Source organism: Pseudoalteromonas luteoviolacea DSM 6061 (assembly GCF_001625655.1).
GTDB classification, from domain to species: Bacteria; Pseudomonadota; Gammaproteobacteria; order Enterobacterales; family Alteromonadaceae; genus Pseudoalteromonas; species Pseudoalteromonas luteoviolacea.
Genome location: NZ_AUYB01000140.1, coordinates 127166 through 150251 on the forward strand (window position 1 = coordinate 127166; position 23086 = coordinate 150251).

24 protein-coding genes, 1 tRNA gene and 1 riboswitch are annotated in these 23086 nt (G+C 43.2%); of the genes, 21 read left to right on the forward strand and 4 right to left on the reverse strand.

The window, feature by feature from the left end; all coding sequences use genetic code 11:
* Window positions 1–256 precede the first annotated feature (256 nt).
* From N475_RS22400 to N475_RS22410, 3 genes are read left to right on the forward strand one after another with little or no spacing between them, the layout of a single operon-like run.
* Window positions 257–907, forward strand: coding sequence for a class I SAM-dependent methyltransferase (locus N475_RS22400; protein ID WP_063365992.1), 651 nt, complete (start codon window positions 257–259; stop codon window positions 905–907).
* A 26-nt stretch (window positions 908–933) separates the two neighbouring features.
* Entirely contained in the window at window positions 934–1512 is a 579-nt protein-coding gene (gene yihI / locus N475_RS22405) for a Der GTPase-activating protein YihI (protein WP_063356839.1), read from the forward strand.
* Window positions 1509–2024, forward strand: coding sequence for a DUF2489 domain-containing protein (locus N475_RS22410; protein WP_063356838.1), 516 nt, complete (start codon window positions 1509–1511; stop codon window positions 2022–2024). Before yihI ends, N475_RS22410 begins: the two co-directional genes overlap by 4 nt.
* Window positions 2025–2081: 57 nt before the next feature.
* Here N475_RS22410 and N475_RS25595 read toward each other — a convergent pair whose 3' ends face one another.
* Entirely contained in the window at window positions 2082–2231 is a 150-nt protein-coding gene (locus N475_RS25595) for a hypothetical protein (protein ID WP_155730884.1), read from the reverse strand.
* Window positions 2232–2516: 285 nt separating this feature from the next.
* On the opposite strand from N475_RS25595, the gene N475_RS22415 reads away from it, so the two are divergent.
* The 8 genes from N475_RS22415 (at window position 2517) to speD (ending at window position 10363) form a co-directional block, all read left to right on the forward strand.
* Window positions 2517–3098 carry an anthranilate synthase component II gene (locus N475_RS22415; RefSeq protein ID WP_063356837.1) on the forward strand — a complete coding sequence of 194 codons (582 nt, stop codon included), beginning with the start codon at window positions 2517–2519 and terminating at the stop codon, window positions 3096–3098.
* Window positions 3099–3142: 44 nt separating this feature from the next.
* The gene (locus N475_RS22420) at window positions 3143–4318 is read left to right on the forward strand and encodes an HDOD domain-containing protein (RefSeq protein ID WP_063356836.1); all 1176 of its coding nucleotides are present in this window, start codon (window positions 3143–3145) and stop codon (window positions 4316–4318) included.
* Window positions 4319–4641: 323 nt separating this feature from the next.
* The gene (locus N475_RS22425) at window positions 4642–5853 is read left to right on the forward strand and encodes an aspartate aminotransferase family protein (RefSeq protein WP_063356835.1); all 1212 of its coding nucleotides are present in this window, start codon (window positions 4642–4644) and stop codon (window positions 5851–5853) included.
* A gap of 88 nt (window positions 5854–5941) precedes the next feature.
* On the forward strand, window positions 5942–6964 hold the full coding sequence (gene astA, locus N475_RS22430; protein WP_063356834.1) for an arginine N-succinyltransferase: 1023 nt from the start codon (window positions 5942–5944) through the stop codon (window positions 6962–6964).
* 13 nt (window positions 6965–6977) lie between these two features.
* Window positions 6978–8450, forward strand: coding sequence for a succinylglutamate-semialdehyde dehydrogenase (gene astD / locus N475_RS22435; RefSeq protein WP_063356833.1), 1473 nt, complete (start codon window positions 6978–6980; stop codon window positions 8448–8450).
* A gap of 195 nt (window positions 8451–8645) precedes the next feature.
* The gene (locus N475_RS22440) at window positions 8646–8984 is read left to right on the forward strand and encodes a DUF3802 family protein (protein WP_172642397.1); all 339 of its coding nucleotides are present in this window, start codon (window positions 8646–8648) and stop codon (window positions 8982–8984) included.
* Between the two features lie 69 nt (window positions 8985–9053).
* Window positions 9054–9467, forward strand: coding sequence for an OsmC family protein (locus N475_RS22445; RefSeq protein WP_063356832.1), 414 nt, complete (start codon window positions 9054–9056; stop codon window positions 9465–9467).
* Between the two features lie 86 nt (window positions 9468–9553).
* Window positions 9554–10363 carry an adenosylmethionine decarboxylase gene (gene speD, locus N475_RS22450; protein ID WP_063356831.1) on the forward strand — a complete coding sequence of 270 codons (810 nt, stop codon included), beginning with the start codon at window positions 9554–9556 and terminating at the stop codon, window positions 10361–10363.
* A 35-nt stretch (window positions 10364–10398) separates the two neighbouring features.
* Here the strand turns inward: speD and N475_RS22455 are convergent, their stop codons facing one another.
* A complete protein-coding gene (locus N475_RS22455) occupies window positions 10399–12510 on the reverse strand; it encodes a TonB-dependent receptor (protein WP_063356830.1) in 2112 nt (703 codons plus the stop codon).
* A gap of 107 nt (window positions 12511–12617) precedes the next feature.
* Here N475_RS22455 and N475_RS22460 point away from each other — a divergent pair, with 107 nt between their 5' ends.
* The 8 genes from N475_RS22460 (at window position 12618) to N475_RS22495 (ending at window position 20136) form a co-directional block, all read left to right on the forward strand.
* Entirely contained in the window at window positions 12618–13007 is a 390-nt protein-coding gene (locus tag N475_RS22460) for an acyl-CoA thioesterase (RefSeq protein ID WP_063356829.1), read from the forward strand.
* 98 nt (window positions 13008–13105) lie between these two features.
* Window positions 13106–13513, forward strand: a complete 408-nt coding sequence (locus N475_RS22465; protein WP_063365993.1) for an META domain-containing protein — start codon at window positions 13106–13108, stop codon at window positions 13511–13513.
* A 32-nt stretch (window positions 13514–13545) separates the two neighbouring features.
* Window positions 13546–13647: riboswitch (TPP riboswitch) on the forward strand.
* A 175-nt stretch (window positions 13648–13822) separates the two neighbouring features.
* Window positions 13823–15775 carry a phosphomethylpyrimidine synthase ThiC gene (gene thiC / locus N475_RS22470; protein ID WP_063365994.1) on the forward strand — a complete coding sequence of 651 codons (1953 nt, stop codon included), beginning with the start codon at window positions 13823–13825 and terminating at the stop codon, window positions 15773–15775.
* Window positions 15776–15829: 54 nt separating this feature from the next.
* The gene (locus N475_RS22475) at window positions 15830–16852 is read left to right on the forward strand and encodes an FAD-dependent oxidoreductase (protein ID WP_063365995.1); all 1023 of its coding nucleotides are present in this window, start codon (window positions 15830–15832) and stop codon (window positions 16850–16852) included.
* A complete protein-coding gene (thiS, locus tag N475_RS22480) occupies window positions 16849–17046 on the forward strand; it encodes a sulfur carrier protein ThiS (RefSeq protein WP_063356825.1) in 198 nt (65 codons plus the stop codon). The genes N475_RS22475 and thiS overlap by 4 nt, the downstream gene beginning before the upstream one ends.
* Entirely contained in the window at window positions 17047–17844 is a 798-nt protein-coding gene (locus tag N475_RS22485) for a thiazole synthase (protein ID WP_063365996.1), read from the forward strand.
* A gap of 19 nt (window positions 17845–17863) precedes the next feature.
* On the forward strand, window positions 17864–19384 hold the full coding sequence (thiD, locus tag N475_RS22490; protein WP_063365997.1) for a bifunctional hydroxymethylpyrimidine kinase/phosphomethylpyrimidine kinase: 1521 nt from the start codon (window positions 17864–17866) through the stop codon (window positions 19382–19384).
* Window positions 19381–20136: a HesA/MoeB/ThiF family protein gene (locus N475_RS22495; protein ID WP_063365998.1), complete on the forward strand. Its 756-nt coding sequence runs from the start codon at window positions 19381–19383 to the stop codon at window positions 20134–20136. The genes thiD and N475_RS22495 overlap by 4 nt, the downstream gene beginning before the upstream one ends.
* A gap of 41 nt (window positions 20137–20177) precedes the next feature.
* Here N475_RS22495 and asd read toward each other — a convergent pair whose 3' ends face one another.
* Both asd and rsgA read right to left on the reverse strand, forming a co-directional pair.
* The gene (gene asd, locus N475_RS22500) at window positions 20178–21044 is read right to left on the reverse strand and encodes an archaetidylserine decarboxylase (RefSeq protein WP_063356821.1); all 867 of its coding nucleotides are present in this window, start codon (window positions 21042–21044) and stop codon (window positions 20178–20180) included.
* Window positions 21045–21135: 91 nt separating this feature from the next.
* Complete coding sequence (gene rsgA / locus N475_RS22505; protein ID WP_063356931.1) at window positions 21136–22188, reverse strand: small ribosomal subunit biogenesis GTPase RsgA; 1053 nt, start codon at window positions 22186–22188, stop codon at window positions 21136–21138.
* 174 nt (window positions 22189–22362) lie between these two features.
* On the opposite strand from rsgA, the gene orn reads away from it, so the two are divergent.
* Together orn and N475_RS22515 are read left to right on the forward strand one after the other, a co-directional pair.
* Entirely contained in the window at window positions 22363–22908 is a 546-nt protein-coding gene (gene orn, locus N475_RS22510; protein WP_063356820.1) for an oligoribonuclease, read from the forward strand.
* A gap of 98 nt (window positions 22909–23006) precedes the next feature.
* Window positions 23007–23082 (forward strand) — tRNA-Gly (locus tag N475_RS22515).
* Window positions 23083–23086: the final 4 nt, after the last annotated feature.

Genomic DNA, 23086 nt, shown 5'->3' on the forward strand with positions numbered 1-23086 from the left:
GAAGACCGAAAATAAAAAAAGCAATGGAAGTTTGATAACAAAAACAATATGGAAAGACTCACGGAAGTATAATAAAAAACAAAATGGAAGATAAATAAGAAGAATAATAAAAGACTAAAAAGTCGAAGGGAGAAGTGTCCGAATTGTGACGCTCAGATTAGCAGACGGTAGAGAGAAATCTCTGCCGTCTTTTTATTTGTACACTTTTTAATTGCTGGTACAATACCCCCTTTCCAGCACATTTGGTTCATCATCTTTGCAAAACCCTCAAACACTTCAGTGCGGTCTCTGTGGCGGAGAACAGCTAGAACATTACCATCAAGACAAGTTTCGTGACTATTGGCAGTGCCAAGGTTGCAAGTTAGTGAGTGTGGCAAAATGGCAAAGACTTACTCCACAAGCGGAAAAAGCAATCTATGATAGTCATGAAAATGATCTGAATGATCAGGGCTACAGGCGTTTTCTATCGCGTGTTTTTGAGCCCGTGAGTGCGCGCTTGGTAGGTGTTAGCGATGGCCTAGACTTTGGTTGTGGACCGGGGCCGTTACTCGCAAAAATGTTTTCTGAGGCTGGACATACGATGGCTGTCTATGATCTATATTATGCCAACGATACCTCAGTACTTGAGCGAACATATGATTTTATAACGTGCACAGAAGTAATTGAGCACTTGGCGCAACCTGGCAAAGTATTAGAGCAGTTAATTTCGCTTTTGAATCCAGGTGCACCTTTGGCAATGATGACTAAGCTGGTAATTGATCACACGCGTTTTGCATCTTGGCATTACAAAAATGACCAAACCCATATTTCATTTTTTAGTCGCGAAACGTTTAAATATATAGCAAAGCAATTAAACACCGATATTGAGTTTATTGGAAATGACGTAATCATTTTGACTAAACGTTGATTCGGTAAAGTAAGTGGTAGAGAAACATGACGAGAAAGAAGAAATCACGCAAACTTGGCGAAAATGGCACTCCTCGATTGAGTAAAGAAAAATTGAGAGAATTACGCGCGATTAAAGAACAGCGCGTGAAAAAGAAAAAGGGTAATAAGGCAGGCACACGGAATGCGCAAGAAGCAAAAGTGGAAGTTACCTCGCAATCTGGTAAGCACATAGACCCGCGTGCTGGCAGCAAGAAGAAAGTTGCGCTTGTACCAGAGCAAAGCCCACAGCCTAAAACGCCACAAATGAATCGTCATTTAAAACCTCAAGTGACATTGAGCAAAGCCCATGAGCCTGAGCTTACACTTGAAGAAGAGCTACAGCAGCTTGAGAATGATGAGCGTCTAATGAAGTTACTTGAACTGCATGAGCGTGGTGAGTTGTTGACTGGTAAAGACGCTAAGTTTTTCAATCGTGCGATTGCACGTCATCAAGAGCTATGTGAACTATTAGGTATCGATGACGAATTTGAAGAAGAAGATATGGTCGAAGCTGATCCTTTGGCTGACTTCGTCAGTAATGATTTAGCTGATGAGTGGCTAAATGATGACGAGGATGAAAAATGAGTACACTTTGGGTCATTGCGCTGATTATTGGCGCGTTGATAGTAGCTGGCCTCGCTTTTTATGCTGGCAAGTTGTTATGGCAACTGAAAGTACAAAAAGAAACCATTGCTAAATTGAAGGCTGAGCAGGCCGACAAGTTAGAGAAATCTAGACAAGAGCGCAATGGCAAGTTGGCGGACAGTATCAATTTGATAGCAAAAGCGATGAAACAAAAGCAGTGTGAATATTCTGAAGGATGTTTGCGAGTTTGGGTACTCATATCACAATATAGCTTTGATGAAGAAATATCTCTTGAAACGACTTACCCGGGAGTTTTTGAGATGTATGATGAAGTCAAAGAAATGCCAACGCATGATGCGCGAAAAAAGTATTCTAAGAAAGAAATTTTCAAAATGGATACCAAGCGTTGGCGTGCAGAAGAGCGCCTAGAGGCAAAAATTCTGCAGGATTGTGATAAGTTGCTCAATGAGTTTAAAGCTTTGCCTGGCAGTGAAAACGTTGTATTCCAATAGTACGTTGGCTGAACGTTTATTGTGTAGGGGCAGTAAATATATGCCCCTACTTTCGCTTTATTGGGTCTTACAGGTAACTTGGCCTTTTGAAAAGTCATTGAATTTTGCGTGTGCTGCGCCAGCGGCTACCTTAGCCGTTTTATCTGCGTCGAGGTGTTGATTTAAAGATAAGTTTTTGATGTTTTTCTTCTTCATTATTAGTGTCATGTTTTTTCCTTAATTATTATTGGCTATGCCGTCTTTCACTTTACCTATATCAAGTATTTTTGCCATAACCTGTCTGTAAGAATATATTTCCAAGGGTAGGTGCACTGACGAGTTTCCCAGTTTAAAGAGTTAATGTTAGCTTGCAGACTAAATGTGGTAGTATGGCGCGCCACACAGTAGGCATAATGTTTGACTTAATGTCAGGCAGTGCGTGTGAAGGTTTTTTTGGTGTTTTGCTGCGGTAGTGAAAATGGCAAGTTGTAATCGTTTTGAGGTGAAAACTGAATGTTATTAATGATCGATAATTACGATTCTTTCACGTTTAACCTCGTTCAATATTTTCAAAAGCTAGATCAAGAGGTCTTAGTTAAGCGCAATGATGAGGTTTCTCTCGCGCAAATTAAACAGCTCAATCCTCATCATATTGTGATTTCGCCGGGTCCGTGTAGCCCCAATGAAGCCGGTATTTCTTTGCAAGTAGTGGAACAATTGCAAGGTCGCTTTCCTATTTTAGGGGTTTGCCTTGGGCATCAAACCATTGCTCAAGTGCTAGGGGCGAAAGTTGAAAGAGCAAAACAAGTTATGCATGGCAAAGTTTCAAAACTTCACCATAATAATAAGGGCGTATTTGAAGGGCTTCCCAGCAGCTTTAATGTATGTAGATATCATTCTTTAGCAGTAGATATCTCGACTTTGCCCCCAGAATTAGTACTGACGGCTTGGACGCAGAGTGCCTCTGGGGAGCTAGATGAAGTGATGGGTTTATGTCATACTGAGCGCGCGTTAGAGGGGGTACAATTCCACCCAGAAGCCATCTTAACAGAGTATGGGTTAAGACTACTTGATAACTTTATTGCTCGCTTCTAACCTTTAAAGAGCAAATTCTAATATACCAAAAAAGACTATAATTGATGACACAAGACATTAGGCAGTCACATATTGCACAGGCAATCGCACAGCGTGCACATGACGTTCTAATTAGCCACAACTTTGCACAGCAGCAGATAGGTTATATTCATACCTTTGACATAAACTTTGGTGAATCGGTTCCGCAAAGGACGATGCTCGAAGTAGAGCTGGCCGCTGCGGCAAAGCGACAGGAAAAAAGTACCAGTCATCACAAGTATATTGCAAAAGCCAGTAATCATTTGCATCAAGTGATTGAGTCTGGAATTGAAATGCAATTAAGCGATTTGGATTCGATCTATTCTGAAGTAGTAGGTGTGCAAGATGCTGTACCAACTATCCTAGATATTCTCGCTGTTAAATCGGCGTCGGTAAGTCGCTTAGAACCCTTGGTAAATGACCTTTCTTGGTTAGGTCGAGATTTGGTATCTCTGGTAAATCTACCTCAGTATCGTAAAGTAAACAGTAAGGGGACCTCTGTTAAGGTCGATACCCCGTCACTTGCATTGCGCTATCTTGGGCTAGAAAATCTGCAAATGGTAATTCCGACCTTCGCTGTGCGACACTGGATGCCACACTCTACTGAGCCATTCCCACTGTTAAAACGAAAGCTTCGAGATGTTAGTATGGCAGCGGCTATTGCTGCAAAAGCGCTGGCTCCTCTTTATGACGTAAAAGAGCAACATGCATTCACATTAGGCATGTTAGTTGACCTTGGTAAGATTGCACTGACACGTTTGTATCTGCGTACCTTTGAGCGCGTGTGGCAAGGTAAAATTAAAATAGCCCGAGATAAAAACCAAAAAGATTTGCATACCGCACTTTTAGAGCTTGGGCCTGATCCGTTGTTCTTGAGAAACTTATTAGTAGAGCATGCACCTACGGTTTCTCAGCGTTTGGTAGAGCAAATGGCATTTAAATACCTGCCGTTCAATGCTGCGGTGACGGAAATTGCGCAAACTTATTTGCCGAACATGAATAAAAATCCAGAAGATTTATTGCCGTTAACTCAAGTTATTAAAAAAGCTTATGGTTATGCTCAGTATCAGTTGCTAAAAGACAGTCATTTGATTGAAGACGAAGAAGCAAAATATTGGTTTGCACACCTAGGATTGAGCAAACAAGAGCAAGATTTATTGTCAAAAACGTCGTTACAAAGCCTTCAATTGACGATTTTGTAAAAAAACTGGAAATTTTTTCTCGCTTATTCATTCATTCGCCCCTTTGGCTGGGATCGACTAAAATCCTTATATGCTGGGGGCGTATCCAATCTGATCGCTAATAGTTATTCACTGTTCTTGAAAAATTATACTAAAGCCTTGAATATCAAGGGCTGTAGAAGCGTTTTCTATGAGACATAGAGGTAATTTTTTGGAATAATGTGCGTATGAAATTTGCACCGATTTGGGTAAATTCGGATCTTTTACATGACGCTTGAAGGTAATTGTTATTAATTCCGAACGCTCAATTTTCAGTGCTGAACTCGCTAAAATGAGGATTTAAAATGACTATTAATCGTGAATTATTCGATCAAGTAATGGTACCTAACTATTCACCTTCTGCTGTTATCCCTGTCAAAGGTGAAGGATCTCGAGTTTGGGACCAAGAAGGTCGTGAATATATCGATTTTGCAGGTGGTATCGCTGTAAATTGTTTGGGTCATTGTCACCCAGCACTCGTATCTGCTTTAAAAGAGCAAGGCGAAAAAATCTGGCACTTATCAAATGTCATGACTAATGAACCAGCGCTTAGATTGGCTAAAAAGCTAACTGACGCAACGTTTGCTGACAAAGTTTATTTTGCAAACTCTGGTGCTGAAGCGAATGAAGCAGCATTGAAGCTGGCACGTCGTTGGGCACTTGATAAATTCGGTGCTGAAAAATCTCAAATTATCGCGTTCAATAAAGGCTTCCACGGCCGTACGTTCTTCACCGTAACTGTAGGCGGTCAGGCAGCTTACTCTGATGGGTTTGGTCCTAAGCCTGGAGACATCACCCACTGTGATTACAACGATCTTGCTGCATTTGAAGCGCTTATCTCTGATAACACATGTGCTGTAATGATGGAACCGCTGCAAGGTGAAGGTGGTATTGTTTCACCTGAATCAGACTTTGCTAAAGGTGTACGTGAGCTATGTGACAAGCACAATGCACTGTTGATTTTTGATGAAGTTCAAACAGGTGTTGGCCGTACTGGCGAGCTTTATGCGTATCAAGGTCTTGGTGTTACACCTGATATTCTAACCACAGCAAAAGCACTTGGTGGTGGTTTCCCTATTGGCGGTATGATTACAACCACTGAGATTGCACAGCACTTAAAGATTGGTACTCACGGTTCAACGTATGGCGGTAACCCATTGGCATGTGCGGTTGCAGAAGCTGCGTTCGATACAGTGAACACGCCAGAAGTACTTTCAGGTGTTAAAGAGAAAGAAGCGCTATTCCGTGAGCTATTAACTGCGATCAACGATAAGTACCAAGTATTCTCTGAGATCCGTGGTAAAGGCTTACTATTAGGTGGTGTAGTTACCGAGAAATATGCTGGCAAGGCAAAAGAGTTCTTGGTTGAAGGTGTTAAAGAAGGCGTTATGTCACTGGTTGCTGGTGCAAACGTGGTTCGTTTTACACCATCGCTAGTTATTCCTGAAGCGGATATCCGTGAAGGTTTGGCACGCTTTGAAAAAGCAGTTGCCCGCGTTGTTGAGAACAACGCTTAAGTTATTACACTCGGTTAGTGTAATAACCAATGCGGTGCTCCTATTGAGCACCGCCTGTCTAATGGTTTATTGAGGAGTAAGCGGGCTCATGATGATCCTTCGCCCAATCCAAAAAAGCGATTATCCAGCGCTTTTGAACATTGCCCAAGAGTCGGGGCATGGCTTTACTTCATTACCTCTGAATGAAGAGCTATTACAAAACAAAATTGAACGTTCGATGACGTCTTTTGGTAAAGAGACGGATGTCCCTTTTGATGAGGGGTATCTGTTTGTACTCGAAGATACAGAAACGGGAGAAGTTGTTGGAACCAGTGCCATCGAAGCCGCAGTTGGTCTTGATGATGCGTTTTACCACTATCATTTGAGTAAAGTGATTCATTCTTCTCGTACTCTGAATGTTTACAAAGCAGTGGATATTCTTACGTTATGTAATGACTATACAGGTGCAACTGAGCTGTGTACGTTGTTCTTAAGAGATAAATACCGCAAAGGCTTAAATGGCAAGCTATTGTCGAAATCTCGTTTTATGTTCATCAACCAGCACAAGTCACGTTTTGCGGAAACAGTGATTGCTGAAATGCGTGGTGTGTCTGACGAAAATGGCAGTAGCCCATTTTGGAAGTGGTTAGAAGAACATTTCTTTTCTATGGATTTCCCGACCGCAGACTATTTAACTGGCATTGGTCAAAAAGTATTTATTGCAGAGCTAATGCCGAAATACCCAATCTATGTGAATTTGCTTAGTCCAGAAGCGCAGGCGGTTGTTGGCGAAGTACACGACAATACGCGCCCAGCGATAGAGCTGTTGAAAAGTGAAGGTTTTACTTTCAATGGTTATGTGGATATTTTCGATGCCGGTCCGACGGTAGAAGCTAAAGTGGACAACATCCGCACGATCCGCGCGACTCAGTTTTTCAAAGTACGTGTTGAAGAAGGTGTAACTACAACAAGTGGTTCCCCAGTGCTTATTGCAAATGATAAACTAGCAGGTTATCGTGCGACGGCAATTGAGCTAGATATACCACAAGGCGATGAAATCGTTTTATCAGCAGAACTTGCAAGCGCGCTTCAAGTAATTGATGGCGACACAGTTAGTATCGCAACTCTTTAATTGGGAAAGAATTATGACAACACATGCAGCACAATTTATCAATGGTAAATGGTTAGCTGGTGAAGGTGCAGAATTTGCGTCTGTAAACCCAGCAAATAACGAACAGATCTGGGCGGCGAATGCTGCAACTGCAGAACAAGTAGACGGTGCAGTTAAAGCTGCTCGTGAAGCTTACTACTTGTGGAGCGAGCTGTCGTTTGAAGCGCGTTTGGACGTGGTGAAGCGCTTTGCTGAAACTCTAAAAGAGAATAGCGAAGAACTAGCGATTGCCATTGCAAAAGAAACTGGCAAGCCTCTTTGGGAGACTCGCACAGAAGCTGGTGCCATGGTTGGTAAAATTGCAATTTCAGAAAAAGCCTACCATGAGCGTACTGGTGTAGTTGAAAATGCAATGCCAGTAGGACGCGCAGTGATCCGCCATAAAGCACACGGTGTGGTTGCTGTTTTTGGTCCTTACAATTTCCCTGGTCACTTACCAAATGGTCATATTGTTCCGGCATTACTTGCTGGTAACACAGTCGTATTTAAACCGTCTGAAATGACACCTTACGTTGCTGAGTTAACACTGCAGCTATGGGAAAAAGCAGGTCTTCCAGCAGGTGTGATCAACCTAGTTCAAGGTGAAGTAGATACAGGTAAAGCGCTAGCTTCTCACAAAGGTATCGACGGCTTGTTCTTTACGGGATCATCTCGTACTGGTCACTTCTTACATGAGCAGTTTGCGGGTCAGCCTGGCAAAATTTTGGCATTGGAGATGGGTGGTAATAACCCGCTAATCGTTAAAGATGTAACTGATACTAAAGCGGTTGTTCACGATATCATTCAGTCTGCTTTTATCTCAAGCGGTCAACGCTGTACATGTGCGCGTAAGCTTTTCCTACCACAGGGTGAGCAAGGTGATGCGATTCTTGAGCAACTATTACGTGCAACTAAAGCCATCAAGATTGGTAACTTCGATGATGAAGATCAACCGTTCATGGGCTCTATGATTTCTGCTGCAGCTGCTGCGGGCATGGTTGCTGCACAGCAACAACTAGTTGAGCTAGGTGGGGAAAGCTTGTTAGAGCTAACACACACTGAAGGGACAGGCTTTGTAACTCCAGGTATCATCGAATGTACGAATGTGACAGATTTCCCAGATGATGAACACTTTGGTCCATTATTGAAAGTTTTCCGTTACACAGATTTTGATGCCGCGATTGAACTGGCAAATGACACCAGCTTTGGTTTGTCAGCAGGTTTACTCAGTGACAATGAAGCCGATTATGACCACTTTTTACGTCGTATTCGTGCGGGGATTGTTAACTGGAACCGCCCAATTACTGGCGCTTCAAGTGCTGCACCATTTGGTGGTATTGGCGCTTCAGGTAACCACCGTGCGAGTGCTTACTATGCTGCAGATTATTGCGCATACCCAGTGGCGTCTGTTGAACTTGAAAAAGTTACATTACCAGGAAGCTTGAGTCCGGGCCTATCATTGGATTAAAATTACCTTGAATAGGTAATTTATAATAACGCGTGACGCAATATTATTTTGCACTGAAATTATCTCACGCTTTATTCTTAAAAAAGCAGCATTCGCTGCTTTTTTATTTTTCTGGAGCGCTGAAAAGTAGCAATCAGATCAAGTTTCTGCTTAAATCAATAGGAGATGTCGTTGGTAAACTCGGGTGGGCAATATATGGTTTTAGATAAACAAGGATATGATGAATTAGTCATGTATCTGACACAGAATTTAGCCTTGTTTGAAAAGCCGGGTGTAGTAAAGCCTAATGCACCTAAGGTTGTTGAATTAATTGAGGATGTGATTGCTGAACATGTGATCCGTTTATGTGAGCAACATACTGGGCTGTCAACAGAGCAGCGTAGCTTGATTGTTAGAGAAGTCGATGGCATTGTTTATGACCTGCAGGAAGTGTTGTCTAGTGTTGTTGATCAGCGTGTGACTGAAGAACAGCAAGAGTTTATTGAAGAGTTCGCTGGATTGGTTAAAAACTTATTTGACTCAGCGATACAATGATCTGATATAAAGATTTAAAAAAGCTAACACCGCCTTTTGGCGGTGTTACTCGTTTTGAGAAGGTAAAATATGCAAGCAAGTGTAAAATGGGTTGAAGGTGATACGTTTTTAGGGCGTTCTAACTCTGGTCATAATGTGGTGTTTGATGCTGGTGCAGAGAGTGCGGCACCTAGTCCTATGGAAATGGTATTAATGTCAGCGGGTGCATGTGCATCAGTGGATGTGGTGAGCATTTTAAAAAAGGCCAAACAGACTGTACACAACGTGGAAGTAAAACTGGCTGCAGAGCGCGCTGAATCAGCACCTAGAGTATTTACAAAAATCAATCTACACTTTGTAGTTACCGGAGACAATGTGTCTGAAAAGCACCTTGCGCGTGCTGTAAATCTGTCTGCGGAAAAGTACTGCTCAGTGGCCTTAATGCTTGAAAAAGCAGTGGAAATTACACATACCCACGAAGTTGTACAAAGTGAAGAAAAATAACGCTTTTTCAGCGACTATTTTTCGTATAAAATCCGCGAACTTTTAGTTCTGCAGCGCAGATTTTCTTGTTTTAAGGTGGGTCTATCGTGAACAAGCCCTTTAATAAAATTAAACTCCATGGCTTTAACAACTTAACAAAGAGTTTAAGCTTTAGTATCTACGATATTTGCTACGCCAAAACTGAGCAACAGCGAAAAGAGTACATTGAATATATTGATGAGCAATACAGTGCAGATCGTCTAACCGATATTTTGAAAGAGGTTGTCGATATCATCGGTGCCAATGTATTAAATATTGCACGCCAAGATTACGATCCTCAAGGTGCGAGTGTGACGATTTTGGTATCGGAGGAGCCGGTTGAAGGTACGGTACCACACAGTCAAGAAACTCCTGGTCCGTTACCAGACTCAGTGGTTGCACATTTAGATAAAAGCCATATTTGTGTACACACATACCCTGAAGCTCACCCTCATGACGGTATTTGTACATTCCGCGCAGATATCGAGGTATCTACCTGTGGCATTATTTCACCGCTTAAGGCGTTGAACTTTTTGATCCACTCTTTGGAATCAGATGTAGTAACTATCGATTATCGTGTGCGTGGTTTCACACGTGACGTCAATGGTGTTAAGCACTATATCGACCATCCTATTCACTCTATTCAGAATTTCATGACAGACGATACAAAAGATGCCTATCAAATGGTTGATGTAAACGTCTATCAGGAAAACCTATTCCATACGAAGATGATGCTGAAAGAAACGGATTTAAACACGTATCTATTTGGCATCACAACGGATGAACTAACGGACGAAGAAGAAGAAGAAATTCGCAATAAACTTAATCGCGAGATTCAAGAAGTCTTCTATGGTAGAAACTTACCAGACCCCGAGTAAATTAAGAAAAAACGGCGCTTTAAGCGCCGTTTTTATTAGTGTTCATATTTAAATGTGATACCAACTAATCTTGGTTCGCCATACTGTACATAATCCCTAACGGCATAGCTTAGCCTAGGATCGGCTTCGAATTGGAAGCCTCTTACAGGTATATCTCTATCGGCTAAATTTCTTCCCCAGAATGTCAGTGACCACTGATCCGCGTAATATGACGCGCTGGCATTAATTAAGTTGTGACTTGGGGCTTGGCCAAAGTGACTGTCAGAAAGGTAGTAATCGTCTTTGCCTTCAAGGCCTACTTGTACAGAGATAGCTTCTGAAAAGTCATACTGCAAATTTGCTGAATATTGATACTTTGGCGCTTGCGCTTGCTCACGACCATCTAGACTTACAAGTACATCGTTGCCTTGATCATCTTCTTTTGTGATTGCGTAGTCATTAATCTTGGTTTCTAAATAGCCAACAGTATAGTTAAAGCTTAACGCGTCACTAAGCTTTGAGTGTCCCTCGATTTCAATACCATAATTCGTGCCGTCGGCTGCGTTACTGATAAAGGAAGTAAATTCTGCGCCACTTAACTGCAACCCTTGATTCAACTGCATACTATCGCGGTCCATGTAAAACGCAGTGATATGAAGTGTATGGCGAAGATCTTTTGATTGTCCCTTCACACCAAACTCATAGTTCCAGATGTATTCAGGATCAAAATTAGCAGGTAAGTCTGTACTGTTATTTGCACTTGCCAATGCTACTGCATTGATACCACCGCTCTTATATCCACGATTAACACTTGTATAAATCATGGTCTGAGGAGTCGCTTGATATTCTAGGGCAATTTTACCGCCTAGCATTGTATCGTCGGTTGACTGATTGACTTGTCTACTGTCAATGTAATCGGAGTCAAAGCGCTCGGCTCGCAGGCCGGTAATTAGTTGTGTTTGTTCATTTAAATCGGTGATTTTATGAATAAATACAGCGTGGTTATTTACTTCATTAGACGACTTAAAAACATCACTTACCCATGAGTAATGTCGAGTCAAATCGACGTCATATTTTTGCGTGAAAAGACCTACAGTCCAGTCGGCGTCTTTACTAGTTAGACGTACTTCCAAAGCGCCTCGTTCATGGTCTCTCAAGTATTGATCGGTCGCGGCACCCCAGTAGTTTTCGTTAAGCCCAGCTTCGCAAAGAACTGGCTGTGAAGAGTCAGTGCAAGTCCAATCTTCGTCGTAGCTGTACTCAGTATCAGCTTGCAAGCCTGTCGCAATGACCTCAAGATTAAATAGGTCGAAGCCTTGATAATCCATATTTACTGCAAAAGCGTCGCTTTGCTGAGTATCTTTACCCGGTTGATCCGCAACACTTGTACGGCTGTTATCAAGGGTAAAACCATCGTAACCATTGTCTATATCGATAAAGTGGTAAGTAAACCCTATTTTTAAGTCATCGCTAAGCTGTGAATTAAGCTTAATTCGAGCGACGCGTTCATCTTGATCCTGTGTATCTTGATTTAAAAATATGTTGTCTACGTACCCATCTGATTTTTTCTGGTATAGGCTTACGCGTGCTGCCGTAGATTCTGTAATACCAGTTCCTGCCGCGATCCCCGCTTCATAAGTACCATAGTTAGCGGCACCTAATTTAACTTTAAACTGATTACTTTGGCTTGCGGCTGCAGAGTGCATATCGATAACCCCGCCCATCGCGTCTGCACCGAATTTTGTCCCCTGTGGGCCGCGATAGATTGCAACTTGGTCAACGTCAAATAGCAGGCTACTGCCACCCAATCCAGAGTAATTAATACCATCTATTAGCAACCCTACACTAGGTGTTATAGGGTCGACAAACTGTGAGCGAAGACCTACACCACGAATTTGCACAAAGCGTCCACGAGAGGCGCCTGCGGTAAAGTTGACATTGGCTGCACTGTTGAGTATTTCGTCGAGGTAGCTTGCTCCTCGGGTCTCAATCTCGGTTTCATCAAAAACTGATGCACTGGCGCTGAGAGTGAGTAAAGATTCTTGTTGAAAGTCTCCAGTGACCTGGATTGTTTCTATCTCTTGATTTGAAGTTGTTTGTTCAGCGTGCGCTGCATTAGAAAGTGCTACTGATAAACCAATAGCGAGCAATGAGAGTTTAAGCTTCATTTTTTCTTTATAGTCCCGTGTTAGTTGCGCTCTAGTGTAGCAAAAGCCCGACCACATAATTGAATAATTGTGATATAAACTTTCACATTCTAATCAGAGGACGAACTATGACGTTTAAAGTTGACTTTAAAGTGAGAGATTATGAATGCGATCTGCAAGGGATCGTAAATAACAGTGTGTACTTTAATTATTTAGAACATGCTCGGCATGAATTTTTGGCATTCAAAAATATTGATTTTGCAGCATTGGCTGAACAAAAAATCAATTTGGTAGTGATACGTTCAGAGATGAATTACAAAGACTCATTGAAGCCGGGTGATGAGTTTTATGTAGAAGTAGAGGCTGAAAAAGTCAGCAAACTAAAATTTGCTTTTCATCAGCGAGTAGTAAGAAAGCATGACCAAAAAATCATGTTGGATGCGATAGTAACGGGAACCTCGGTTAATGAACGTGGTCGCCCGTTCCTACATCAGGAAATTGAACAGCTATTTTCTTAATTTTTGTACAAAAAGGCAATTATTTACACATTTTTACTGCCTATTCTGTGCGACCAAGCGTTATAATTAAATTTAATTTTTAAACGTTTGGTTTACCAATGAAAAAGACCTTTTTATTTTGTCTGATGAGCCTTTTGCTTGTTGGCTGTAAAAATACAGGGACGGTAAACGCTCATTCGCTAAAATATTCTAGTTGGCAGTTAGAAACACCGGCTTCAGAAAAAGCGCAGGACGTTATTACAATAGAGTTTTTAGATGCTTTCAGGATTAATGGACACACTGGATGCAATCGATTTTTTGGCCAAGGTGAGATCAGAGAAGGGCAACTATTTGTGTCTAATATTGGCATGACACGCAAACTTTGTGAGCCAAAGGTTAATGCGCGAGAGCAAGCATTTTTAAATATGCTGCAAATAGGGGCACCGATTGAGTTTGGTGCCAATGAACTTGTGCTACACGGAGATGCGGCTTGGCATTTCGGACCAGTTAAAAGGCGCTTTGACTAATTAGCTGACATTCAGTAGACTTTGTCTCAATTCGTTACTTGTCGGAGTGCCCTTGTGGGCTGAGATCGCTGTATTGCGGGATCCGTGGACCTGATCAGGTTAATGCCTGCGTAGGGAACAAGCTGCTTAGTGTGAATCACCAAACTTTGGATGCCTAAGCTGCAATTTGTTAGCGTCGTGCTAATGAGTTATCCACCAACATCTGCACCTTATCGTTATTGGTTTATTCAATGGCGAGGATGTGTATGAACCCAATCTCTTCCTTTTTGGAATTCTGACAAGACACCTTAACTAAAAATGAGGCACGTCATGTCAAATAACAGTAGCAAGTTGTCACGTCGCGAATCGCGCGAAGCGGCATCGGAATTTATCTATAACCTAAAAGGCCAACCATTTCCCAATTCTAAAAAGATTTATGTGGATGGTGAGCAAGAAGGTGTTCGCGTAGGAATGAGAGAGATCTCGTTAAGCGACTCATTTGTGGGTGGAACAGAGGAAGAGCCTGTTTTCGAAAAAAATGAGCCAGTCAGAGTGTATGATACATCAGGCCCCTACACAGATCCTGAGTTCACTCTAAATGTACGTGAAGGCTTGCCTAAGTACAGAGAGAATTGGATTGTTAGTCGTGATGATACGGAGTTATTAAACTCGGTAACGTCTCAGTTCTCTCAACAGCGCATGGCTGATGAAGGATTAGATCATATCCGTTTCGAAAACTTACCTAAGATTCGCCGTGCTAAACCGGGTAAAAATGTTACACAGATGCACTATGCTCGCCAAGGCATTATAACTCCTGAGATGGAGTTTGTTGCCATCCGTGAAAACATGGGTCGCGCAAAAATCCGCGAAGAACTGCTGGCTCAGCAGCATGAAGGGCAGTCTTTTGGTGCCGAAATCCCTGATTTTATTACACCTGAATTTGTACGTTCAGAAGTTGCCCGTGGCCGAGCAATCATTCCAAATAACATCAACCACCCAGAATCAGAACCTATGATTGTTGGTCGTAATTTCTTGGTTAAGGTGAATGCAAACATTGGTAATTCGTCTGTTACATCCTCTATTGAAGAGGAAGTTGAAAAGCTTGTATGGTCAACGCGTTGGGGCGCTGACACGGTAATGGATTTGTCAACTGGACGATACATTCATGAAACACGTGAATGGGTTGTGCGTAATTCTCCTGTGCCAATTGGCACGGTACCAATTTACCAAGCGCTTGAAAAAGTGAATGGGGTGGCTGAAGATCTTACGTGGGAAATTTTCCGTGATACTCTTATTGAGCAAGCAGAGCAAGGTGTGGACTATTTTACAATCCATGCCGGTGTACTGTTAAGGTATGTGCCGATGACAGCTAAGCGTGTGACAGGTATCGTGTCGCGCGGTGGTTCGATTATGGCGAAATGGTGTCTTGCACACCACAAAGAAAACTTCTTGTATACGCATTTTGAAGACATCTGTGAGATCATGAAACAATACGACGTGTGTTTCTCTTTAGGTGATGGCTTACGTCCAGGTTCAATCGCTGATGCAAATGATGATGCGCAACTGTCAGAACTGCGCACGTTGGGTGAATTAACTAAGATTGCTTGGGAACATGATGTTCAGGTCTTTATTGAAGGCCCTGGGCATGTGCCGATGCACATGATCAAAGAAAACATGGATGAGCAGCTAAAGCATTGTCATGAAGCGCCTTTCTATACTCTTGGTCCGTTAACAACTGATATTGCACCAGGTTATGATCACTTCACATCAGGTATAGGTGCAGCCCAAATCGCATGGTACGGCACGGCAATGTTGTGTTACGTGACGCCAAAAGAGCACTTAGGCCTACCAAATAAAGAAGATGTGAAAGAGGGATTAATCACGTATAAGATTGCGGCCCATGCGGCAGATCTGGCAAAAGGTCACCGTGGTGCACAGATCCGAGATAATGCGTTGTCAAAGGCGCGTTTTGAATTCCGCTGGCACGATCAGTTTAATTTGAGCTTAGACCCTGAAAGAGCGCTTTCATATCATGATGAAACGCTACCGCAAGAGTCTGGTAAAGTGGCGCACTTCTGTTCGATGTGTGGTCCTAAATTCTGTTCTATGAAAATCACTCAAGACGTCAGAGATTATGCGAAAGAGCTTGAAGCGCAGGGCATTGATCCGAATAACGTCGGTGATGCTATCGAAATCAAGATGATTGATGTTGAAGCCGAAATGAAAGCAAAATCTGAAGAGTTCAAAAGTAGTGGCTCTGAGATTTATCACAAAGCTATCTAATACTAAGGCCGGCACCATTTGTTAAAGCAAGTGGTGCGTTTTTTAGGGTATTTCATGTCAGAACTTGGTAAAAAGCCTAGTGTGGCTATCGTCGGGTTTGGTCTCGTTGGTCGGATCGTTGCACTGGAGTTGATAGAGCGCTATGACATCACGGTCTTCGAGAAAGATCGGCAAGATGGACAAACAGGTGCGGGTACTTTGGCAGCGGCAATGTTAGCACCACTGGCTGAGTCTGTGATTTGTTCACAAGCGTTGGCGCAGCAAGGGCTTGATGCCATCGAAATGTGGCCTACATTATTGGCAAAGCTCGATCAAGAGGTGTTCTTTCAGCAAGCGGGGAGTCTGATCGTTGCCCATCAGCAAGATCGGGGTGACTTACAGAGCTTTCAACAGCGCTTGAAACCACTTGACGGCCATCACCCATACTCTGCTGATCAACGCATGATTGCGGAGCTTGAGCCTGAGCTCAGTGGACGCTTTACACATGGCCTGTTCTTACCTTGTGAGGGGCAGCTTGATAACTTAGGGTTTTTTAAAGCTAGCTATGAGACGTTAAAGCGCCGAGGTGTGCAGTTTAATTATGGCCATGAGGCAGTTGTAGCTAAAGGCTGTGTTAACAACCAAGCATATGATTGGATAATCGATTGCAGAGGGATTGGGGCTAAAGTGGATAATCCTCTGCTGCGCGGTGTGCGAGGTGAAGTTGCACGTATATATGCACCTGAAGTTTCTTTACAACGTCCTGTCAGGCTTATGCACCCTAGATACCCGATATATATTGCGCCAAAACCAAATCATCAGTTCGTGATTGGTGCAACTGAAGTCGAATCTCAAGACGATGCAGAAATCACCGTACGTTCGACCTTGGAGTTGCTATCTGCCGCCTATACCGTCCATAGCGGCTTTGCGGAAGGTCGTGTATTATCCTTGAGCGCTGGATTACGTCCTGCTTTCGTTGATAACCATCCGCGAATTGAGAAAAAAGACAATGTGATTGCAATTAATGGTCTCTACAGGCATGGCTATCTACTTGCCCCTGTAGTCGTCCAGCAAGCACTTTGTGAGGGTCTATTATGAAGTTAATTTACAATGGTGAAGACATCCAAGTGGATGCACATTTGTCATTACAGCAAATCATCGTCAACAAAGGGGCAAAACCACCGTTTGCGGTTGCCTTGAATGGACAATTTGTTCCGGCGGGACTACTGCCTGAAACCCAGCCTGAAAATGGGGATAGCATCGAAGTTCTGTCGCCCATCCAAGGGGGATAAATGGAAACTACACAGCAAGATAAGCTAAACATTTACGGTGAGAGTTTTGACAGTAGGCTGCTCATCGGTTCAGCTCTTTATCCATCCCCACAGATCATGCAAGACGCTATTAAAAGTTCTGGTGCTGATATTGTGACTGTGTCACTGCGCCGACAGAACTCGGTTGCCGCTGGCGAAGATTTTTGGCAATTAATTAAAGATACGGGTCTGAGAGTATTACCCAATACGGCCGGTTGTCATAGTGTGAAGGAGGTTGTCACACTTGCGCAAATGTGCCGTGAGGTATTTCAAACAGATTGGATAAAGCTGGAATTAATTGGCGATGAATACAACTTACAACCGGATCCAATTGGCTTGTTGGAAGCAACAGACATCTTACTTAAAGATGGGTTTAAAGTGTTGCCTTATTGCACTGATGACCTTGTATTGTGCCAGCGCTTAGCTGACCTTGGTTGTGAAGTGTTAATGCCTTGGGGGGCGCCCATTGGTACAGGTAAAGGCCTTATCAATCCGTACAACTTAAAAACCATCCGTGAGCGTTTGCCAGAACAAACGCTGATAGTCGATGCTGGTCTGGGATTACCCTCTCATGCCTGTCAGGCTCTGGAGCTAGGCTATGATGCAGTTCTTTTGAATAGTGCAGTAGCTGGTGCAGGCGATCCTGTGGCAATGGGAAGTGCATTCGCACATGCCGTCAGTGCAGGGCGAATGAGTTACAAGGCTCAAGCGATGCCAGAAAAAGACGTTGCTGCGCCGTCGACCCCGACCATGGGGATGCCTTTTTGGCATCAAAATTAGTGAATTTTTAGGAGTCAATGTGTCTAACGTTGTATGGAGTATTGCCGGTTCCGACTCTGGTGGCGGCGCAGGTATTCAAGCTGATTTAAAAGCGATGCAAAGCTTTGATGTACATGCTTGCACGGCTATTACGGCCTTAACCGCTCAAAATAGCCTCGGTGTAGAGGCGATCAATGCTGTATCTACTGAAGTGATCGAATCTCAGCTACTGGCACTGGAAGCAGATATGAAAGCTTCGGTGATCAAAATAGGGATGCTTGCTAATGTACAGCAGATCCAGCTAGTAGCTGAACATCTCACACGATATAAAAGCCGCTGGGAGACTCCACCATTGGTTGTTTATGACCCCGTTGCTATTGCGACCAGTGGCGATGCTTTGACTGAAGAGGATACCGTTGATGCAATCAAGACACACTTATTGCCTTTGGTGGATGTGATCACACCCAACACCCATGAAACGCAGATACTGACCGGGGTGTATTTAATTGGCCCGGAAGCTGTGCGAGAAGCTGGGCAAAAGCTACGAGGTTTTGGTGCTAAAGCTATTGTTATAAAAGGCGGACATTGGGATTACCCGAAAGGCTATTGTATTGATTATTGCTGGTATGATGATGAAGAATATTGGCTTGGTAATGAAGCTATCAACACACCACATTCTCATGGTACTGGATGCAGCCTATCTTCCGTTATCGCTGCGTGTTTATCGAAAGGTTATCCGTTAAAAGATGCTTTTATTTTGGGCAAGGCCTACATCAACAAAGGGTTGAAATCTGCAATCCGTTTTGGTGAGGGTATTGGTCCGGTCGCTCATACTGCGTTTCCTCATCAACTCGAAGACTATCCACAAGTTATTGAGGCGGGTAGTTGGCTGGGAGATGAACTTGATTTTATGGTACCTGATGATTACAACTACGCCGCAGGTTTTTCACCAATTGATGGGGAGTTAGGATTATATGCGGTAGTGGACACGATAGACTGGGTTGAACTATGCCTAAAAAATGGTGTTAAAACCGTGCAGCTCAGAGTTAAAGACGCACAATCACCTACACTAGAGCAGGATATTGAAAAAGCGATCTTACTCGGTAAACAGTATGATGGCAGAGTGTTTATTAACGACCATTGGCAACTTGCTATTAAACACGGAGCTTATGGCGTGCACTTAGGGCAAGAAGATCTCAATGTTGCTGATTTGCACGCCATTCAAAAAGCAGGCCTTCGCTTGGGCTTATCTACCCATGGCTTCTACGAAATGCTGCGTGCTCATAATTACCGCCCCAGTTATCTGGCGTTTGGCGCTATTTATCCGACGACGACTAAAGATATGACAGGGCAAATTCAGGGTCTTGAAAAATTGAGACACTTTGTTCCTCTAATGAAAGCACATTACCCTACGGTTGCGATTGGTGGCATTGATTTGTTACGCGCAAGTGAAGTGGCGCAAACCGGTGTAGGCAGTGTTGCGGTCGTTCGAGCGATTACAGAAGCTGTTTCTCCCGAACAGGCCATCGTAGAACTCAAACAGGCTATTGACGAACAATGAGCAAAGAGCTAAGCGATAGAGAGCGGTTGAGATACAGTCGCCATTTATTGTTGGATAAAGTTTCAGAAACTGGCCAGAAACAGCTCAAAGCAGCCCATGTGGCTGTGATTGGTTGCGGAGGATTAGGCAGTCCTGTGCTATTTTATCTCGCAGCGAGCGGAGTTGGTAAATTATCATTTTTCGATGATGATCAAGTTGAGCTGTCTAATTTACAGCGACAAATTTTGTACAAAGTGAATCACCTTGGCCAAGAAAAAAGTAACGCGGCGAAAAAGGTACTCACAAGTCTTAACAATGATATTGAGCTAGTACCCAATAATGTCAGATTGAGCGCCGACAATATTAATGCCATGCTGTCTGATGTACAGTGGGTTGTTGATTGTAGTGACAACTTCAAAACTCGATATCTACTTAATGAGTATTGTTATCGACATCACAAGGTATTGGTCTCTGGTGCAGCACAAGGGACAAATGGCCAGTTTGGCTTTTTTGACTATCGTGAAAAAAGTGCTTGTTACGCTTGCTTATTTCCAGAAGCTTCGCAAATCGATGTAGAGTTGAATTGTCAAAATGCGGGGGTCATGAGTCCACTGCTTGGTATTGTTGGCTCAATGCAGGCGCAGGCTGTTTGCAATGGTATTTTAGGACTACAGAAAGGAGATAGCTTTTTTGTGACGATTGACGCACTGACACTCGCGCAGAGACGCTTTCAGCTTACCAAAGATCCATCCTGCACAGTTTGCTGTGAGTAGAAAGTAAAAAAGGCCCGCAGGGCCTTTTTTATCGGTAAACACTATTTTGCAATCGTAGCAAAGGGGGTTCCCATTCTTGTTACTGTTTCAGGTTGTTGATCAGCTAAAAAGTCTGCTTTGTCAGCACCCCAAGCCAAGATGACCGTCGAACCTAATTTGAAGCGCCCCATTTCTTCGCCTTTTTTCAACTTAACGGCGTTGTCGCCCTCAGCTGGGTAATTCCAACTAAAGATATCTTTACCTGCTGGTGGAGTAACTGTCCCAGCCCAAATAGTCTCGATGCTCGCTACAATGGTTGCACCTACTAAAACCATTGAAAGCGGTCCTATTTCGGTATCAAAGATTGCAACTACGCGTTCATTGCGCGCGAATAGGTTTGGAACATTTTGCGCGGTAAGCGGGTTTACAGAGAATAAATCACCAGGTACATAAATCATTTTTCTCAGCACACCATCAACAGGCATATGAATACGGTGGTAGTCCTTAGGCGCTAAGTATATCGTGGCAAACTTTCCGCCATCGTATGGCGCCACATCCTGCTCACTGCCACCAAGCAAAGTCTGTAAACTATAATCGTGACCTTTTGCTTGAATGATTTGTCCATCAATTACGTCACCCAGTTGGCTAATAGCGCCGTCTACAGGGTGAGCCAAAATATGCGCTTCGCTAGCTAGCGGACGGATCCCAGGTTTTAGTGGGCGAGTGAAGAACTCATTAAAAGTTTTATAATGCGCGGGATCTTCATACAGTGCTTCGCTCATATCAATCTTATATTGCTTGATAAACAGCTTAATCAACTGCGTGGTCAAGGCACCTGCTTGTGCAGCTGCTAGCTTACCAACCAAACGTGAAACAGCATGTTTAGGGAGCGCATATTGCAATGCAATTTTGATTTTATCCAAGTTCACATTATTTTCCTGAGTTGTATGTGCCAAACGTTATTAAGTTATCGCTTGGCTTATTTAAATCGTAATTATCTAAAACCGGTAAGGAATAGTATCAAACTCTTGGCGCCCGTGCACCTGCGCGGCCGTCGGCCATCGACTCCAAAATACGGTGGTAACTATCAAAGCGCAATTCGCTAATCTTGCCCTGTTCAACTGCTTCTAAAATTAAGCAGCCGGGGTCATTCAAGTGTTTACAGTCTCTAAATCGGCAGCCACCGATATACTCTCGAAACTCTTTGAAACACCATGTTACCCGGTCAACTTCTAGGTGCCAGAGTCCGAACTCGCGTATCCCTGGGCTATCAATCAGGTTTCCGCCGCTAGGTAAATGATGAAGTTTGGAAACCGTGGTGGTGTGCTGACCGAGGCCACTATTTTCGGAGACTTCTTGTGTTAAGATACCTGCATCCGGCAGAACTGTATTCACAAGCGTAGATTTACCCACCCCGGATTGACCAACAAAGATGTTATTTTTGTCTACCAACAGAGATTTAAGTTCTTCTATCCCTTTTCCTGACTTATTACTGACAAGCAGGACTTGGTATCCAAGCTCCCGATAAATATCAAGCACATCATCCACGTATTCGAGGCCTTCGTCATCGAGCAAGTCTATTTTATTCAGGATGAGAATTGGCTCAATACCCATGTCTTCGCATGCCACTAAGTATCTATCGATGATCTGAGGTGTAAATTCAGGCACTACCGCAGAAACCATGAGGATCTGATCGATGTTTGCAGCAACAACTTTAACGCCGTCATAAAAGTCAGGACGAGTTAGCTGTGAGCGTCGCTCTTCTACGGCCTCAATAACGCCAGCAAGGTCGCCTTCACTTACTTTGGCGCGACGAAATATGACATTATCGCCACATACTATGCTGCCTACGGTACGTCTAATATTACAGCGCAGTACTTCGCCATCTTGAGCTTCGACATCTGCATGCTGACCAAAGCGACTAACAACAGTCGCATTTTCTGTGGGGCCTAAGTTATCTGATTGCCATTGCAATTCAGCGCTTTCATTATGTTTGGCTTTAGCCAAACGCTTTTGGTGGTTGGCCTTAATCCTTCTGGATTGGCCATGACTGAGTTTTTTACGTTTTGCCATATCAATAAACTCACGAGACGAATTATTGCGAATGATTGGTGTATAAGCCATTCATAGGCTATAACTCAATAAAATTGCCCCGCTTTGTAAAAAAAAGCTTTTGGTCGAGTGATGAAGCTAATATGATATATCTAATTGCATTGGATCTAAAGGAAAGTACCGCTAAGGTAGTGTATGTCTTTTCATGAATCAAACTTGGTATGGCTCGACCTAGAGATGACAGGGCTAGAACCTAAAACAGATAAAATTCTCGAAATCGCTACGGTGATCACTGATGTTGATCTCAATGTGTTAGCGGAAGGCCCTGTAATTGCTATACATCAAAGCGATGACTTACTGGACAACATGGATGAGTGGTGTACCAACCAACACGGTCGTTCAGGTCTTACCGCTCGCTGTAAAGCGAGTACTTTTGATGAAGCTTATGCTGTTAAAGAAACACTCGATTTTTTAAAACAGTGGGTCCCACCTGGAAAATCTCCCATGTGTGGTAATTCAATTGGCCAAGATCGTCGCTTTTTACATAAGTATATGCCCGAACTAGAGGCATATTTTCATTACCGCAACTTGGATGTAAGTACCATTAAGGAACTGGCGCGTCGTTGGCGACCTGAGTTGTTGAAGGATATTCAGAAAAAAAGCTCGCATTTGGCATTGGACGATATCAAAGACTCCATCATGGAGTTGAAGGTTTATCAGCAAAAATTCTTCAAAATTTAAAAAAAGTACTTGCAAAGCTTTTCGTATCTTGTAGAATCCTGCCCCGCTTGAAAGGACAAGTTCAATATTTATTGAGATGTGTCCAGAGCGGGTATGAAGCGGCACTAGCTCAGCTGGTAGAGCGCGACCTTGCCAAGGTCGAGGTCACGAGTTCGAACCTCGTGTGCCGCTCCAATCT